Below are 15234 nucleotides of genomic sequence, written 5' to 3'. Positions count from 1 at the left end.
TCGAGCGCGCCTCTCGCCGGTCTCGATCGGCGAGAGGCGTTGCAATCTGGACGAATGGCGCCACCCTGGCGCGATGTCTCTCGGCTTCTTCTATCAATGGGCCAGTCTCGCCGCGTTGCTGATCGCGACCGGCGTGGCCCTGTGGCGTGGCGGCTGGCCCGAGCGCGTAGCCGCCGTCGCCATGATCCTGGCCTGGTTCGCCACGGCCTTGTTCTACAACAGCCTGCAGAGGTTCGGTCCCCAGACCGCGGTCATCCTGGTCGACCTGGCCCTGATGCTGGTGCTGCTGTTCATCGCCCTGCGATCGGATCGCTGGTGGCCGATGTGGACCTGCGGCTTTCACGGCCTGACCCTGATCCTGGTTCTCGCCAACCTGGCCGATCACAAGCTCTCCAACCGCGCCGGTTACATCGCGGGCGGCGGAGTCTTCAGCTACCTGGCCATGGCGGCGCTGTTCTGCGGCGCGCTGCCGCGCCGACGCCCGGCGCCGCCCAAGGCCGTCGCGCCCTGACGCCCAACCCCGTGACGCCGTCTCACCGCTGACAGCGCTACCAACGCCCGGTTCACGCCTCCCCCCTCAAGAGGGGATGAATTCCAGGCTTCTTATCGTCTTACGGCAAATTAACTCAGCGACCCGAGGTTTGTCGGCTAGAAGGCCGTCGGGCTCAATTGTTGCTGGGGAAATGTTCGTGCTTAACGGGATCAATGGGCGCCGCCCGACTCTGAGCGCGCTGGTCTTGGTCCTGGGCGTGAGCGCGATCGCTCTGGCCGGATGCGGGAAGAAGCCGGAGAAGAAGACTCGGGCCGCGCCGAGCGCTTCGGCGACCGTCAGCCTCGCCACGGTCTCCAGCCAGCCGATCGCGCGCCAGATCAACGCCACGGGCACGGTCTCGCCGTGGGAAGAGGTGCCTGTCGGCGCTGAGACCGGCGGCCTGACCGCCGTCGCCGTCAACGCCGAGGAAGGCCAGACCGTCCGCGCCGGCCAGGTCCTGGTCCAGCTCAACAGCGCGCTGATCACCGCCCAACTGCGCCAGCAGGACGCCGCCGTCGCCAGCGCCAGGGCCACCCTGGCCGAGGCCAGCGCCGCCCTGAACCGCGCCAAGGAGCTGCAGGCCAAGGGCTATCTCAGCCAGGCCGGCCTCGACACCGCCGTCGCCCGCCAGGGCACCTCTGCGGCCAACCTGGCCGCCGCCGAAGCTGCGCGCGGCGAGACCGCCGCGCGCGTGGCCCAGACCTCGATCCGCGCGCCGGTCGGCGGCCTGATCAGCCGCCGCAGCGTCACCAAGGGCCAGATCGTCACGGCCGGCTCGGAACTGTTCCGTATCGTCCGCGACAGCCGCCTGGAGCTGGACGCCGACATCCCCGAGACCGACCTCGGCTCGGTCAAGGCCGGCATGTCGGCCAAGATCTATTCCGACAAGGTTGGTGAAACGACCGGCCGCGTCCGCATCGTCACTTCGGAAGTCAACCCCGCCACCCGCATCGGCACGGCGCGCATCGCCCTGTCGTCGATGGGCGGCTTCCGTCCCGGCATGTTCGCCCGCGCCACGATCGACGCCGGCGATCAGGCCGCCCTGGTCGTTCCGTCGGCCTCGGTGCTGTACCGCGAGAACCGCCCCGGCGTGTTCGTGGTCGACGCCGCCAAGAAGGTCCATTTCCGCCGCATCGCCATCCTGGCCACGACGGGCGACCGCGTGGCGGCGACCGGCCTGAACGCCGGCGAGCAGGTGGTGGTCGAGGGCGCCGGCTTCCTGGGCGAGGGCGACCTGGTCCGCGTCGGCGCGGCCGCCCGGCCGGCCGCCTCCAAGACCGCGCGCTGAGGACGACAGACCGATGCGCAACATTTCGTCCTGGGCGATCAAGAACCCGATCCCCGTCATCATGCTGTTCGTGCTGCTCTGCTTCGCCGGCATCGCCGGCTTCAAGAGCATGCGGATCAACAACAATCCCGACGTCGACCTGCCGTTCGTCGTCGTCACGGCCGTGCGCCCCGGCGCCGCGCCGCAGGAGCTTGAGACCCAGGTCACCCGCCTGATCGAGGACTCGATCGCGGGCCTGGGCCAGGTGCGCCACATCAACTCCACCGTCGTCGACGGCGCCTCGACCACGTTCATCGAGTTCGAGCTGGGGGTGGACCACGAGCGCGTCACCAACGACGTGCGCAACGCCATGTCCAACCTGCGCGGCTCCCTGCCCCAGGACATGCAGGAGCCGATCGTCACCCGGATCGACATCTCGGGCGACCCGCTGATCACCTATGTCGTCAAGGCCCCGACCCTGACGCCCGAGCAGCGCAGCTGGTTCGTCGACAACGACGTCAGCCGCGCCCTGCTGGCCATCAAGGGCGTGCGCGAGGTCAACCGCCAGGGCGGCGTGAGCCGCGAGATCGAGATCGCCCTGGATCCCGACCGCCTGGCCGCGCGCGGCGTCACCGCCGCCGCCGTCAGCCAGGCCCTGGTGTCCTCGAACGCCGACCTGCCCGGCGGCCGCGTGACCATCTCGGGCGCCGAGCGCGCCATCCGCACCCTGGGCGCGGCCGGCTCGGTCGAGCAGCTGCGCGAGACCCGCGTGCCCGTCTCCAGCGGCGACGCCGTGCGCCTGGCCGACCTGGGCCAGGTCACCGACCACTGGGCCGAGCCCCGCTCGCGCGCCCGCTATGACGGCCAGGAAGTCGTCACCTTCAACATGGTCCGCGGCCGCGGCGCCTCGGAGGTGCAGACCGCCGAGAAGATCCGCAAGGCCGTCGAGAAGCTCGACCAGGATCATCCCGAGATCCAGATCCAGGAAATCACCTCGAACGTGAAATACATCGAGGAGAGCTATATCGCCTCGATGGAGGCCCTGATCGTCGGCGCGATCCTGGCGGTGCTGGTCGTGCTGCTGTTCCTGCGCGACTGGCGCGCCACGCTGCTGGCGGCGGTGGCCATCCCGATGTCGCTGTTCCCGACCTTCGCCGTCCTGGCGCCGCTGAACCAGTCGCTGAACGGCATCACCCTGCTGGCCCTGTCGCTGACCGTCGGCATCCTGGTCGACGACGCCATCGTCGAGATCGAGAACATCGTCCGCCACATGCGCGGCGGCAAAAGCCCCTATGCGGCGGCCATGGAGGCGGCCGACGAGATCGGCCTGGCCGTCGTGGCCACCACCTTCACCATCGTGGCCGTGTTCGCGCCGGTGGGCTTCATGCCCGGCATCATCGGCCAGTTCTTCAAGGCCTTCGCCCTGGCCGCCTGTATCTCGGTGCTGTTCTCGCTGGTGGTCGCCCGCCTGCTGACGCCGCTGATGGGCGCCTACATGCTGAAGGCCGACCATAACCACGAGGACAAGGATCCGGCGTGGATGGGGCCTTACCTGAAGGCCCTGAACTGGGGTCTGCGCAATCGCTGGAAGGTGCTGGCGATGGGCATCCCGATGTTCGCCATCTCGATCCTGCTGGCCACCCGCCTGCCGTTCGAGTTCCAGCCCCAGGCCGACCGCGGTCGCGCCGAGTTCTCGGTCGAGCTGCCGCCCGGCGCCACGCTGGACGAGACCGACGCCATCGTGCAGCGCGTGACCCGCGAACTGCGGGCCCGCAAGGAAGTGGTCAGCGTCTATGCCGCGGTCGGCAGCAACAGCGCCGTCAACAAGGCCGAGCTGACCGCCGATCTGACCGACAAGAAGGAACGCATCAGCCAGAAGGTGTTCAGCCGCCAGATGGTCGACCAGTTCGCCGCCATCCCCGGCGCGCGGATCGGCTCGGGCAGCAACAACGGCGGCGGCCCGTCCAGCGGCGGCAGCTACACCCTGAGCCTGGTCAGCGACAACGGCCCGGCCCTGGAAGCGGCGGCACGCAAGGTCGAGGCCGAGATGCGCGGCGTCCCGGGCCTGGCCCACGTGGTCAACACCGCCTCGATCGCCCGTCCCGAGATCGTCGTCACGCCCAAGCCCGACCAGGCCGCCCGCGCTGGCGTCTCGGCCGGCGCGATCTCCCAGGCCGTGCGCGTCGCCACCATCGGCGACGTCGATCAGAACCTGCCCAAGTACAATCTGGGCGACCGCCAGGTGCCGATCCGCCTGCGCCTCAGCCAGACCGCGCGCGAGGACATCGCCGTCCTGCAGACCCTGCAGGTGCCGTCGCCTAACGGCCCCGTGCCGCTGAACGCCGTCGCCGACGTCCGCTTCGGCGCGGGTCCCTCGCAGGTCGACCGCCGCGACCGCGCGCGCGTGGCGACGATCACCGCCGAGCTGGACGGCATCGTCGTGGGCGAGGCCGCCAAGCGCGTCCACGCCCTGCCCGCGGTCAAAAACCTGCCGAACGGGGTCAAGGAAGTGGCCGCCGGCGACGCCGAGTTCATCCAGGAGATGGTCACCGGCTTCCTGGGCGCGCTGATCACCGGCATCCTGCTGATGTACGTCGTGCTGGTGCTGCTGTTCCGCAGCTTCGCCCACCCGATCACCATCATGGTGGCCCTGCCCCTGGCCATTGGCGGCGCCTTCGGCCTGCTGGTGCTGGCCCACTCCAGCTTCTCGATCTCGACCCTGATCGGCATCCTGATGCTGATGGGCATCGCGGCCAAGAACTCGATCCTGCTGGTCGAGTACGCGATCATGGCCATGAAGGAGCACGGCATGGACAAGCGCACGGCGATCATCGACGCCGCGCACAAGCGGGCCCGGCCGATCCTGATGACCACCGTGGCCATGGGCGCGGGCATGCTGCCCACCGCCATCGGCCTGGGCGCGGAAGTCGAGTTCCGGGCCCCCATGGCCATCGCGGTCATCGGCGGCCTGATCACCTCGACCCTGCTGTCGCTGCTCTACATCCCGGTGGTGTTCATCCTGATGGACGGCCTGAAGACGCGCTCCGAGCGCCTGATGGGCCGCCTGTTCGGCAATCACCACCACGTGGCGCCGAAGAAGCCGATCGTGGAGTAGAGTCTCCAATATCCCGATCTCCCCGGCGAAAGCCGGGGCCCAGATCGAACCCACGAGCGGTTCAGACATGGAAAGGGCGGTTGGCGCGAAAGCCCCAACCGCCCTTGATGTATCTGGGCCCCGGCTTTCGCCGGGGAGGTCGGTGTTGGGGTTGAGCCCCTAAGCCCTCAGCGCCTGCGCCACCACCGGCGCCAGGCGGTCGGCGATGATCCTCGCCCCGTCGGCGTTCGGGTGGATTCCGTCGCGCTGCATGTAGCGCGACACGCCGATCACCCCGGTCAGGAAGTCCGGCGCGTAGAATACCCCCTGCTCGCGGGCCAGGTCCGGATAGAGCTGGGTGAAGCGGCGGGCGTAGTCGACGCCCAGCAGGCCCGGCGCGCGGACCCCGGCCAGCACCACGCGGATGTTCTTCGACTTCAGGTGCTGGACGATGGCCCGCAGGTTGGCCTTGGTCATCGTCGGGGCGAGGCCGAGCAGGAGGTCGTTGCCGCCGAGCGCCACCACGCAGACCACGCTCTCGACGGGCACGCGATCGACGCGCGCCAGGCCGTTGGCGCTGGTGTCGCCTAGCACGCCCAGGTTCCGCACCCGCGACGGCGCGCCCATCCGCTCCAGCGCCGCCTGCAGCCGCGCGGGCATGGAAAGGTCCTGCGCCAGACCAAGGCCCGCCGTGATCGAGTCGCCCAGCACCGTCACGACCGGCAAGGACGGCGGCGAAGACTTGGCGTTCCGCGCGGTCGCCGAGGCGCCGCCGGGCGTCATGAGCGCCGCGAGGCCGGCCAGCAGGAACCGGCGATCAAGAGCGGAAGACTGGAACTTCACCATCGTCGAACCGTATCCATAACCAGAACAGATCAAACACCCTGCGCGTTGAACGCAGGATGAAGAGGGAAGTGTTCAATGCGGCGTCGGTTTCGCGAAATCTTGATCGTCGGCGTGGCCTTGACCGCCCTCGCCGCCTGCGGGCGGAGCAACGGCCAGCAGAACGGCGCGGTCGGCTACGGCCCTGACCCGCAGCTGCCCAAGCCCAGCAGGAGCCTGATCCCGACCGTCAAGGTCTCGGACGTCGTCGGCTGGCCGGCGGGCGTCACGCCGAGCGCCCCGGCGGGCTTCCGCGTGCAGCCGTTCGCGCAAGGCCTGGACCATCCGCGCTGGCTGCTCGTCCTGCCCAATGGCGACGTGCTGGTGGCCGAGAGCAACGCCCCGCCCAAGAAGGAGCCGCCGCGCGGCCTGAAGGGCTTCTTCGAGAAGATGCTGATGAAGAAGGCCGGGGCCGGCGCGCCCAGCGCCGACCGCATCACCCTGCTGCGCGACGCCGATCACGACGGCGTGGCCGAGATGAAGGTCCCGTTCCTGACCAATCTCTATTCGCCGTTCGGCATGGCCCTGGTCGGCGACACCCTCTACGTGGCCAATGCCGACGCCATCGTCGCCTTCCCCTACACGACCGGCGCGACCCGCATATCGGCGCCGCCGCGCAAGGTCGCCGACCTGCCGGGCGGGCCGATCAACCACCACTGGACCAAGAACATCATCGCCAGCGCGGACGGCTCCAAGCTCTATGCGAGCGTCGGTTCGAACAGCAATGTCGGCGAGAACGGCATCCCGGCCGAGGAGGGCCGCGCCGCGATCCACGAGATCGACCTCGCCACGGGCCAGCAGCGCATCTTCGCCTCGGGCCTGCGCAATCCCGTCGGCCTGTCCTGGAACCCGGCCAATGGCCAGCTGTGGACCGCCGTCAACGAGCGCGACGAACTGGGCAACGACCTGGTCCCCGACTACATGACCTCGGTCCGCGAGGGCGGCTTCTATGGCTGGCCCTACAGCTACTACGGCCGCCACGTCGACAAACGGGTCAGGGACAAGGACCGCCGCCCCGACCTGGTCGAGCGCGCGAGCGTCCCCGACTACGCCCTGGGCGCCCACACCGCCTCGTTGGGCCTGACCTTCTACACGGGCAAGAGCTTCCCGGCTCACTATCGGGGCGGAACCTTCATCGGCCAGCACGGCTCGTGGAACCGCAATCCGCAGGCGGGCTACAAGGTGGTCTTCGTGCCTTTCGTCGACGGCAAGCCGGCGGGCCCGGTCGAGGACTTCCTGACGGGATTCCTGGACGCTAAAGGCAAGGCCCAGGGCCGGCCGGTCGGCGTGACGGTCGACGCCTCCGGCGCGCTGCTGGTCGCCGATGACGTCGGCAACGCGGTGTGGAGGGTCAGCCCCTCGCGGTAGCCAGCTCCGCCTCCGCGCCCTTCACCATCAGCTCCAGCCCGCGCTCGAACAGCCCCGCATGGCCGCTCGTGCGGTAGTAGGCGACGGCCTCGGACAGAACCGGATAGGCCCTGGCGGCTTCGTCCAGCTGGCTCTGCTCGACCGAGCCGTCCGCGGACGAGGCCTGTTCCTCCAGCACGCAACCGACCACGTAGCGGCTGACGGCGACGAACAGCTGCATGGCCTGGCCGGGCGTGAAGCCCGCCGCGACCAGGAAGGCGACCTGGGCCTCGACGTGCGTCAGGCCGTCCGGATCGGCCTCGGTGCCCGCATGGACCCGCGCGCCGTCACGGTAGTTCAATAGCGCCGCGCGGAAGCTCCTGCCGTTGCGGCGCACGAAGTCCTGCCAGGTCTCGCCTGGCCGGGGTACGCGCGCCTCGTGGGCCCTCCCCAGGATTTCGCCGTTCATGGCGTCTAGCAGGTCGCGCTTGCTCTTGAAGTGCCAGTAGAGGGCCGGCTGCCGCACCCCCAGGCGCTCGGCGATGGCGCGCGTGGACAGGGCGTCGACCCCGACCTCGTTCAGCACCTCCAGCGCCGTCTCCAGGATCCGCCGACGATCGACCTTCATGAGAGTCCCATTCTGAATCATCTTGACCTCGCGGCCGATCCGGACTTTATCGCCGATAAGGAACTTTATCGATGATAAATTTTATGTCCGATCTTCTTCAGCGCCGCGCTAAGCTCGCCTTTCCCCTGATCCTGGCCACCGTGATGCTGGACGCCGTCGGCATCGGCCTGGTCATGCCGATCATCCCGCGCCTGTTGCGCGAGGTCGGCCATACAGGCGACCTGGGCTGGCGGTTCGGGGCGTTCCTGGGCCTCTACGCCCTGATGCAGTTCCTGTGCGCGCCAGTGCTGGGCGCGATCAGCGACAAGGTCGGCCGCCGCCCGGTGCTGCTGGTCTCGCTGGCGGGCGCGGCGATCGACTATGTGTTCATGGCCTTCGCGCCCTCGCTGGCCTGGCTGTTCGTCGGCCGCGCCATCGCCGGGATCACCGGGGCCAACATGGCCGTGGCCCAGGCCTATATCGCCGACATCACGCCCGAAACGCAGCGCACCCGCCGCTTTGGCCTGTTCAGCGCCATGTTCGGGGTCGGCTTCATTCTGGGTCCGGTGATCGGCGGGTTCCTGGGCGAGGTCTGGACGCGCGCGCCGTTCCTGGCGGCGGCGGCGCTGAACGGCGTCAACTTCCTGATGGCCTTCTTCATCCTGCCGGAGTCGCACAAGACCCTGGCCGAGAGCCGGGCCAGGCCCTTCGACCGCGGGGCCCTCAACCCGTTCGGCTCGCTGCGTTGGGCGGCCGCCTTCCCGGCCCTGCTGCCGCTGATGGCCGCGTTCGTCATGCTGGCGATCGTCGGCGAGGTCGGCGGCACGATCTGGGTGCTGTACGGCGAGGACAAGTTCGCCTGGGATCCTTGGACGGTCGGCTTCTCACTGGCGGGCTTCGGCGTCTTCACCGCCCTGGCCCAGGCCTTCGTGGCCGGTCCGGTGGCCGGGCGGTTCGGCGAGCGCAAGACCCTGGCCATCGCCATCGTCTGCGACGCCTTCGCCTATGTCGCCATCGGCCTGGCGACCAAAGGCTGGATGGCCTTTGCGCTGCTGCCGTTCTTCTGCCTGGGCGGCATAGGCCACGCGGCGATCCAGTCGTTGCTGTCGGCCCAGGTCGGCGAGGACCAGCAGGGCCGTCTGCAAGGCGTGCTGGCGAGCCTGGCGAGCCTGGCCTCGGTGATCGGTCCCGTGGTCATCGCCCAGGTTTATTTCGCCAGTCGCGGCTGGTTCCCGGGCCTGGTGTGGATGGCTGGCGCGGCGATCGGCCTGCTGTGCCTGCCGATCCTCCTGAGAGGCCCTTCGACGGCGGTCCGCCGATAGGGTCCGAACCGGAGAAACATGGTTAATCGGACCTTTACCCCGGCCGCCTAGGGTTGCTTCATGCGCCGCCGCCTGCTCGTCCTGCTGACCCTCGCCATCGCCGGTCCGGCCCTGGCCGGCCAGCCGACGGTCCCGGCCGCGCCGAAGCCCAAGAAGCCCGTCGCGGTTCTCGCCGCGCCGGTCGACGCGCCCAGCTTCATCCTGCCCGCCCCGATCCCGCTGGCCCAGGGCCGGCCCGCCGGCGACACCCAGCAGTGCAAGACGACCTGCTCCAAGACGCTCTACTTCTGCCAGGCGGCCGGCGACGATGACGGGTGCGGCGGTCGCTGGGCCCAGTGCAACGCCGCCTGCACGGCCACCTATTCTCCGTCCCGCTTCGGTCGTTAGGCTTCCGCAACGGCCGCTTGCCGCTCCGCATAACGCTGATACGCTCCTGAACAACGATAAGTCAGGAGGGTGGAATGTCGCTCAAAGCTTCAGGGGGGAAACTTCCGAAAGCGTGCGTCATCGGCGCGGGCTGCAGCGGCTTCACCACGATCAAGCGGTTGAAGGACCACGGGGTCCCCTACGACTGCTTCGAGATGTCCGACGAGATCGGGGGCAACTGGTACTTCAAGAACCCTAACGGGATGTCGGCCTGCTACGAGAGCCTGCACATCGACACCAGCAAGTGGCGGCTGGCGTTCGAGGACTTCCCCGTGCCGAAGGACTGGCCGGACTTCCCGCACCACGCGCAGCTGTTCCAGTACTTTAAGGACTATGTCGACCACTTCGGCCTGCGTCCGACGATCACCTTCAACACCCGCGTCGAGAAGGCTCGCCGCACCGACGATGGTCTCTGGTCGGTGACCCTGTCGACCGGCGAGACGCGGCTCTACGACGTGCTGTTCGTCTGCAACGGCCACCACTGGGACCCGCGCGTGCCAGAGTATCCAGGCGAGTTCGACGGTCCGGCCTTTCACGCCCACGCCTATAGCGACCCGTTCGATCCGGTGGACATGCGCGGCAAGAACGTCGTGGTGGTCGGCATGGGCAATTCGGCCATGGACATCGCCAGCGAACTCTCCCAGCGGCCGATCGCGAAGAACCTTTGGGTCTCGGCCCGGCGCGGGGTCTGGGTGTTTCCCAAGTACCTGAACGGCAAGCCGGCGGATAAGAGCGCCATGCCCGCCTGGATGCCGCGCAAGCTGGGCGTGGCCCTGGCCCGCTCGGTGCTGAAGAAGACCATCGGCAAGATGGAGGACTACGGCCTGCCCAAGCCCGATCACGAGCCGCTGGAGGCGCACCCGTCGGTCTCGGGCGAGTTCCTGACCCGGGCCGGCTGCGGCGACATCAAGTTCAAGCCGGCGATCAAGGCGCTGGAGGGCAAGCGCGTGCGCTTCGCCGACGACAGCGTCGAGGACGTCGACGCCATCGTCTTCGCCACCGGCTACAAGATCAGCTTCCCGTTCTTCGATGACCCGGCCCTGCTGCCGGGCGCCGACCACCGCTTTCCGCTGTTCAAGCGGATGATGAAGCCGGGGATTCCGAACCTGTTCTTCATGGGCCTGGCCCAGCCGCTGCCGACCCTGGTGAACTTCGCCGAACAGCAGGCGAAACTGGCGGCGGCCTATCTGGCGGGCAAGTACGCCCCGCCGTCGGACGCCGAGATGGTCCGGATCATGACCAACGACGAGGCGCGCCACACGGGCCAATTCTATGACTCCGCGCGGCACACAATCCAGGTCGACTTCAACGTCTATTGCGCCGACCTGAAGAAGGAGATCGCCAAGGGCGAGGCGCGGGCGCGGAGCCAGGGCGGCAAGCTGCCGGTGCCGGCGCTGGCGGAGATCAGGATGGAACCCTTGCTGGCGTCTTGACGCAAAACCTTGTCATCCCGGAAGCCTCGAAGAGGCTGTCCGGGACCCAGGGGCCAATGGTAGTGCGGAGGGCCCCGGGGTCCCGGCTCTCCGCTTCGCTGCGGCCGGAATGATAAGTTGAGAGTGACGACCATGGCCAAGATCACCTTCGACAAGGACACCCGCGCCAAGCTGGTCGGCGGGCTCTCGGACTATCTGCGGACCGAGCTGGACCTTGAGGTGAAAGGCTTCGACGCCGAGTTCCTGCTCGACTTCATCACCGAGCGGCTGGGCCCCTACTACTACAACCAGGGCCTCCACGACGCCTCGGCGCTGTACCGCGAGAAACTGGAGGCGATCAGCGAGGCCGTGTGGGAGATCGAGCAGCCGATCAAACCGTTATGAAAATCCCCTCCATTCCGATTTCCCCGGCGAACGCCGGGGCCCAGATCGAACCCATGGGCGCCCGACAAGCTGACCGGGCGCATCTCGGATCATCCCAAACCGCTCTGGCTGAACCTGGGTCCCGGCCTTCGCCGGGAAGGTCGGGGTGGGGGGCGGGATTCAGCCGCCCCCAGCCAACCCCTTGCGTCTCGCGCCCGACTAAGGCTGTGATCCTGACGGAGCGTCAAGATCGCTCCATCTCCGAGTCGCGGTCCATGTCGAACATCGCCTATTTCCCCAAACCCCACGTCGATCAGCGGCCGGGCAAGCGGGAACGCACCAAGACCGCCAATCGCCAAGCGATCCTGGACGCCGCGCGCGAGGTGTTCGGCGAGCTGGGCTATGACGCCGCCACCGTGCGCGACATCATCCGCCGCACGGGTTTGGCCTCGGGCACCTTCTACAACTACTACAAGTCCAAGGAGGAGGTGTTCGACGCCCTGGCCGACGACGGCGCGCGCCGCTTCCGGCCCCTCCTGCGCGCCGAGTCCGAGAAGGCCGCCGACTTCCAGTCGTTCGTGCGCGGCGCGATCCTGGCCTATTTCAACTTCGTGGCCACCGAGCAGGAAAGCTGGCGCATCAACCGGCCGCCGGGCGAGCAGATCCCGCACGCGCGTCCGTCGCCCGAGGTTACCGCCGTGTTCGACGAGGTCCGCGAAGCCTTCGCCCGAGTGCTGGAGCAGACCCACGCCCCGCCGGTCGACCTGGACTACCTGACCGCCGCCTGCATCGCCGTGGCTCGCGAGATCGGCGACAAGATGCTGGAGCGGCGGCCCGTCGACACAGAGAGCGCCGCGGATTTCGCGGTCAAGCTGATCCTGGGCGGGCTGCCGGCCTTGCCAAGGCTCTAGAGCCTTCCAGATAATCAGAACAACAAGAACGCAGAGAGTGGGGAAACCATGGCCTCCGACGCCGCCCAGAAGACCATCCTGAAGCTGATCCTGTCCCTGCCCAGCCCGATCCTGCGGGCCATGTCGGGCGGCGGGGTCGTCTATGAGGGCGGGCGAACCCTGGACCCCCGCTTCCAGTTCTTCGCCCACGCGGCCAAGAAACTGCCGCCCATGACCACGCTGAGCCCCGCCGAGGCCGTGGCCGGCAGCGCTCGGGGCCTGGCCGCCGTCCAGGGCCCCCTGGAGCCGGGCGTGCGCACCGAGAGCCTGTCGGTCGAGGGTCCCAATGGCGCGATCCCCTGCCGCGCCTACCGTCCGGAGAACCAGGACAGCTCCATGCCGCTGATCGTCTACGCCCACATGGGCGGCGGGGTGATCGGCGACCTGGAGTCCTGCCACGCCTTCTGCTCGATCCTGGCGCGGATCGTCCGCACGGCGGTGATCTCGGTCGACTACCGACTGGCCCCTGATCACAAGTTCCCGGTTGGGCTGGAGGACGTGCTGGCCGCCTATCGCTGGGCGCGCGACAACACCGGCCGCTTCGGCGCCGCGCCGGTCCCGCCGGCCATCGGCGGCGACAGCATGGGCGGCAACTTCGCGGCCATCGTCGCCCAGGAGATGCAGCGCAAGGGCGAGCCGCGGCCGGCCGCCCAGATCCTGATCTATCCCGCCGTCGACGTGGCCAGCGAGACGCCGTCCATGACCACCTATGCCGACGCCTATCCGCTGACCCGCGCGACCATGGACTGGTTCATGGGCCACTATATGAGCGCCGACGCCGACCCGGCGGACCCGCGCCTGTCGCCGGACAGGACCGCCGACCTGACGGGCCTGTCGCCCGCCGTGGTCGCCACCGCCGGCTTCGACCCGCTGGTCGACCAGGGCGAGGGTTACGCCAAGCGCCTTCAGGCGGCCGGCGTGCCGGTGCTGTACCGCTGCTACGATAGCCTGGCCCACGGGTTCACGGCCTTCACCGGCGCGATCCCGGCGGCGGACGGCGCGTGCCGCGAAATCGCGGGACTGGTGCGGCAGGCGTTTGATCAGCGCGCTTCTCAATAAGTCCGTTCTCCCCGGCGAATGCCGGGGCCCAGATCGAACCCATGAGCGCCTGACACGCTGATGGGCGCGCTTTTCGGATCAGCCCCAACCGATCAGGCTGAATCTGGGCCCCGGCATTCGCCGGGGAAACCGGATTGAGGAGATGGCGTGAGTTCTGTTCCCCCCACCATGCGCGCCCTCGTCGTCGAGGACCTGGCCCCCGACTTCGCCGGCTGCGCCGTCCGAGACGTCCCCACGCCCCAGCCGGGCCCCGGCGAGGTGCTGGTCCGCGTGCGCGCCGCCAGCGTCAACTTTCCCGACCTGCTGATGACCCGCGGCGAGTACCAGTTCAAACCGCCCCTGCCCTTCACGCCGGGCCTCGATATCGCCGGCGAGGTCGCCGCGCTTGGCCAGGGCGTCACCAGCTTCCAGGTCGGTGACGCCGTGGTCGGCGGGGCGCGGCTGGGCGGGTTCGCGGAATACGCCGTGCTGTCGGCGGAGGCCTTGAAGCCCAAGCCCGCGCGGCTGTCCTTCGCCGAGGCCGCCGCCTATGGCGCGGCCTATCTCACGGCCTATGTCGCCCTGGTCCGCCGCGCGCGGGTCGAGCCTGGCGAGTGGGTGCTGGTCCATGGCGCGGCCGGCGGGGTGGGCCTGGCGGCGGTGGACCTGGCCAAGGCGCTGTGCGCGCGCGTCATCGCCGCCTCGGCCTCGGACGACAAGCTGGCGGCCGTTCAGGCGCTCTACGCCCCCGACGCCCTCATCAACGTCACCGGCGGCTTTCGGGAACGCGTGAAAGAGATCACCGGCGGCCACGGGGCCGACGTGATCTATGATCCCGTGGGCGGCGACGTGTTCGACGAGAGCGTCCGCTGCATCGCCTTCGACGGCCGGCTGCTGGTCATCGGCTTCACCTCGGGCCGGATCCCGAACGTCTCGGTCAACATGCCACTGATCAAGGGCTTCTCGGTCATGGGCGTGCGCGCCGGCGAGTACGGCCGGCGGTTTCCCGAGAAAGGCCGCGAGAACGCCGAGGCCATCTGGAAAATGGCGAACGAGGGGGTGATCCGGCCGCATGTGCATATGGCGCTGCCGCTGGATCGCTGGCGTGAGGCGTTCGAGCTGCTGGCGGGGCGTAAGGTGGTGGGGAAAGCGGTGATCGTTCCGTGACCCCACGGGCAAGTGATTGAACCGACTCAGGTTGACATCCCTCGTCCGTTCTTTTATCCACCGCCCCTCACTCGCGGGGACCTGGTCACCGCGTTCAACGTATTTGCATTTCGGAGCCACGTCGTGAAGCGCACCTTCCAGCCGTCGAAGCTCGTGCGCGCCCGCCGTCACGGCTACCGCGCGCGTATGGCCACCAAGAATGGCCAAAAGGTCGTCGCGCGTCGCCGCGCCAAGGGCCGCAAGCGCCTGACCGCCTAATTTCTCTTCCTCCCTCGGGAGGTTAGACGATGATCAAAGCCGCCTTTTCCACAGACCTGGTTTCAGGTTCTCGCCGGAAAGGCGGCTTTTTTCATGCCTGAACCCAAGTTCGCCCCCCTTCGCTTCGAGCGGCTGCGCAAGCGCCCCGACTTCCTGCTGGCGGCCAAGGCCCCCGCCCTGTCGCGCGGCGCCGTCTTCATCCAGATGCGCAAGCGCCCCGACGAGGATCCGGTCGTCCGGGTCGGCTTCACGGCCACCAAGAAGATCGGCGGGGCCGTCGATCGCAACCGCGCCAAGCGCCGTCTCCGCGAGGCCGCCCGGCTGGTCCTGCCCCTTCATGCGCGCCCTTCGCACGACTATGTGTTCATCGCGCGCGGAGGAACCACGACGCGCGAATGGGGGCGTTTGCTTGACGACGTTAAAACAGCGCTGATAAGCCTCGCCGCCGAGCATGATCGCGGAGGACCCAAGGTTCCCCGCCCGTCATCCGGCGCATCCGCTCAAGACGCCACTTCCCAACAACCCGATCTCAAAGTTTCCGGTTAAGC

14 protein-coding genes and 1 pseudogene are annotated in these 15234 nt (G+C 68.6%); 13 read left to right on the top strand and 2 right to left on the bottom strand.

Annotated elements, in window-relative coordinates:
- Window positions 1–73: 73 nt before the first annotated feature.
- From AC07R7_RS07275 to AC07R7_RS07265, 3 genes are all read left to right on the top strand, one after another.
- The gene (locus AC07R7_RS07275) at window positions 74–511 is read left to right on the top strand and encodes a hypothetical protein (protein ID WP_494634666.1); all 438 of its coding nucleotides are present in this window, start codon (window positions 74–76) and stop codon (window positions 509–511) included.
- A 238-nt stretch (window positions 512–749) separates the two neighbouring features.
- Window positions 750–1820, top strand: a complete 1071-nt coding sequence (locus AC07R7_RS07270; protein ID WP_492886247.1) for an efflux RND transporter periplasmic adaptor subunit — start codon at window positions 750–752, stop codon at window positions 1818–1820.
- 13 nt (window positions 1821–1833) lie between these two features.
- Window positions 1834–4914 (top strand): efflux RND transporter permease subunit, encoded by a 3081-nt coding sequence (locus tag AC07R7_RS07265; protein WP_494634665.1) that lies wholly within the window; start codon window positions 1834–1836, stop codon window positions 4912–4914.
- 159 nt (window positions 4915–5073) lie between these two features.
- Here AC07R7_RS07265 and AC07R7_RS07260 read toward each other — a convergent pair whose 3' ends face one another.
- Entirely contained in the window at window positions 5074–5739 is a 666-nt protein-coding gene (locus tag AC07R7_RS07260) for a GDSL-type esterase/lipase family protein (RefSeq protein WP_494634664.1), read from the bottom strand.
- Between the two features lie 75 nt (window positions 5740–5814).
- Between AC07R7_RS07260 and AC07R7_RS07255 the strand changes: the two genes are divergently transcribed.
- On the top strand, window positions 5815–7143 hold the full coding sequence (locus AC07R7_RS07255; protein ID WP_494634663.1) for a PQQ-dependent sugar dehydrogenase: 1329 nt from the start codon (window positions 5815–5817) through the stop codon (window positions 7141–7143).
- Here AC07R7_RS07255 and AC07R7_RS07250 read toward each other — a convergent pair.
- Complete coding sequence (locus AC07R7_RS07250; protein ID WP_494634662.1) at window positions 7127–7750, bottom strand: TetR/AcrR family transcriptional regulator C-terminal domain-containing protein; 624 nt, start codon at window positions 7748–7750, stop codon at window positions 7127–7129. The genes AC07R7_RS07255 and AC07R7_RS07250 overlap by 17 nt on opposite strands.
- 83 nt (window positions 7751–7833) lie before the next feature.
- Here AC07R7_RS07250 and tet point away from each other — a divergent pair, with 83 nt between their 5' ends.
- From tet to rnpA, 9 genes and pseudogenes are all read left to right on the top strand, one after another.
- Window positions 7834–9051, top strand: coding sequence for a Tet(A)/Tet(B)/Tet(C) family tetracycline efflux MFS transporter (gene tet / locus AC07R7_RS07245; protein WP_494634661.1), 1218 nt, complete (start codon window positions 7834–7836; stop codon window positions 9049–9051).
- 60 nt (window positions 9052–9111) lie between these two features.
- On the top strand, window positions 9112–9438 hold the full coding sequence (locus AC07R7_RS07240; protein WP_494634660.1) for a hypothetical protein: 327 nt from the start codon (window positions 9112–9114) through the stop codon (window positions 9436–9438).
- A gap of 74 nt (window positions 9439–9512) precedes the next feature.
- On the top strand, window positions 9513–10910 hold the full coding sequence (locus tag AC07R7_RS07235) for a flavin-containing monooxygenase (RefSeq protein ID WP_494634659.1): 1398 nt from the start codon (window positions 9513–9515) through the stop codon (window positions 10908–10910).
- A 132-nt stretch (window positions 10911–11042) separates the two neighbouring features.
- On the top strand, window positions 11043–11294 hold the full coding sequence (locus AC07R7_RS07230) for a DUF2164 domain-containing protein (RefSeq protein ID WP_492886263.1): 252 nt from the start codon (window positions 11043–11045) through the stop codon (window positions 11292–11294).
- A gap of 254 nt (window positions 11295–11548) precedes the next feature.
- Entirely contained in the window at window positions 11549–12184 is a 636-nt protein-coding gene (locus AC07R7_RS07225) for a TetR/AcrR family transcriptional regulator (protein WP_492837153.1), read from the top strand.
- Between the two features lie 33 nt (window positions 12185–12217).
- A pseudogene (locus tag AC07R7_RS07220) lies at window positions 12218–13282 on the top strand (alpha/beta hydrolase); the annotation flags it as partial.
- Window positions 13283–13429: 147 nt separating this feature from the next.
- Window positions 13430–14428 carry an NADPH:quinone oxidoreductase family protein gene (locus AC07R7_RS07215; protein ID WP_494634658.1) on the top strand — a complete coding sequence of 333 codons (999 nt, stop codon included), beginning with the start codon at window positions 13430–13432 and terminating at the stop codon, window positions 14426–14428.
- Window positions 14429–14551: 123 nt separating this feature from the next.
- Window positions 14552–14686, top strand: a complete 135-nt coding sequence (rpmH, locus tag AC07R7_RS07210) for a 50S ribosomal protein L34 (protein ID WP_004622337.1) — start codon at window positions 14552–14554, stop codon at window positions 14684–14686.
- A gap of 93 nt (window positions 14687–14779) precedes the next feature.
- The gene (gene rnpA / locus AC07R7_RS07205) at window positions 14780–15232 is read left to right on the top strand and encodes a ribonuclease P protein component (protein ID WP_492886270.1); all 453 of its coding nucleotides are present in this window, start codon (window positions 14780–14782) and stop codon (window positions 15230–15232) included.
- The last annotated feature ends 2 nt before the right edge of the window (window positions 15233–15234 follow it).

This window comes from Caulobacter sp. GW821-FHT05F04 (genome assembly GCF_059419665.1).
This window is presented reverse-complemented; position numbering and strand designations above follow the sequence as displayed.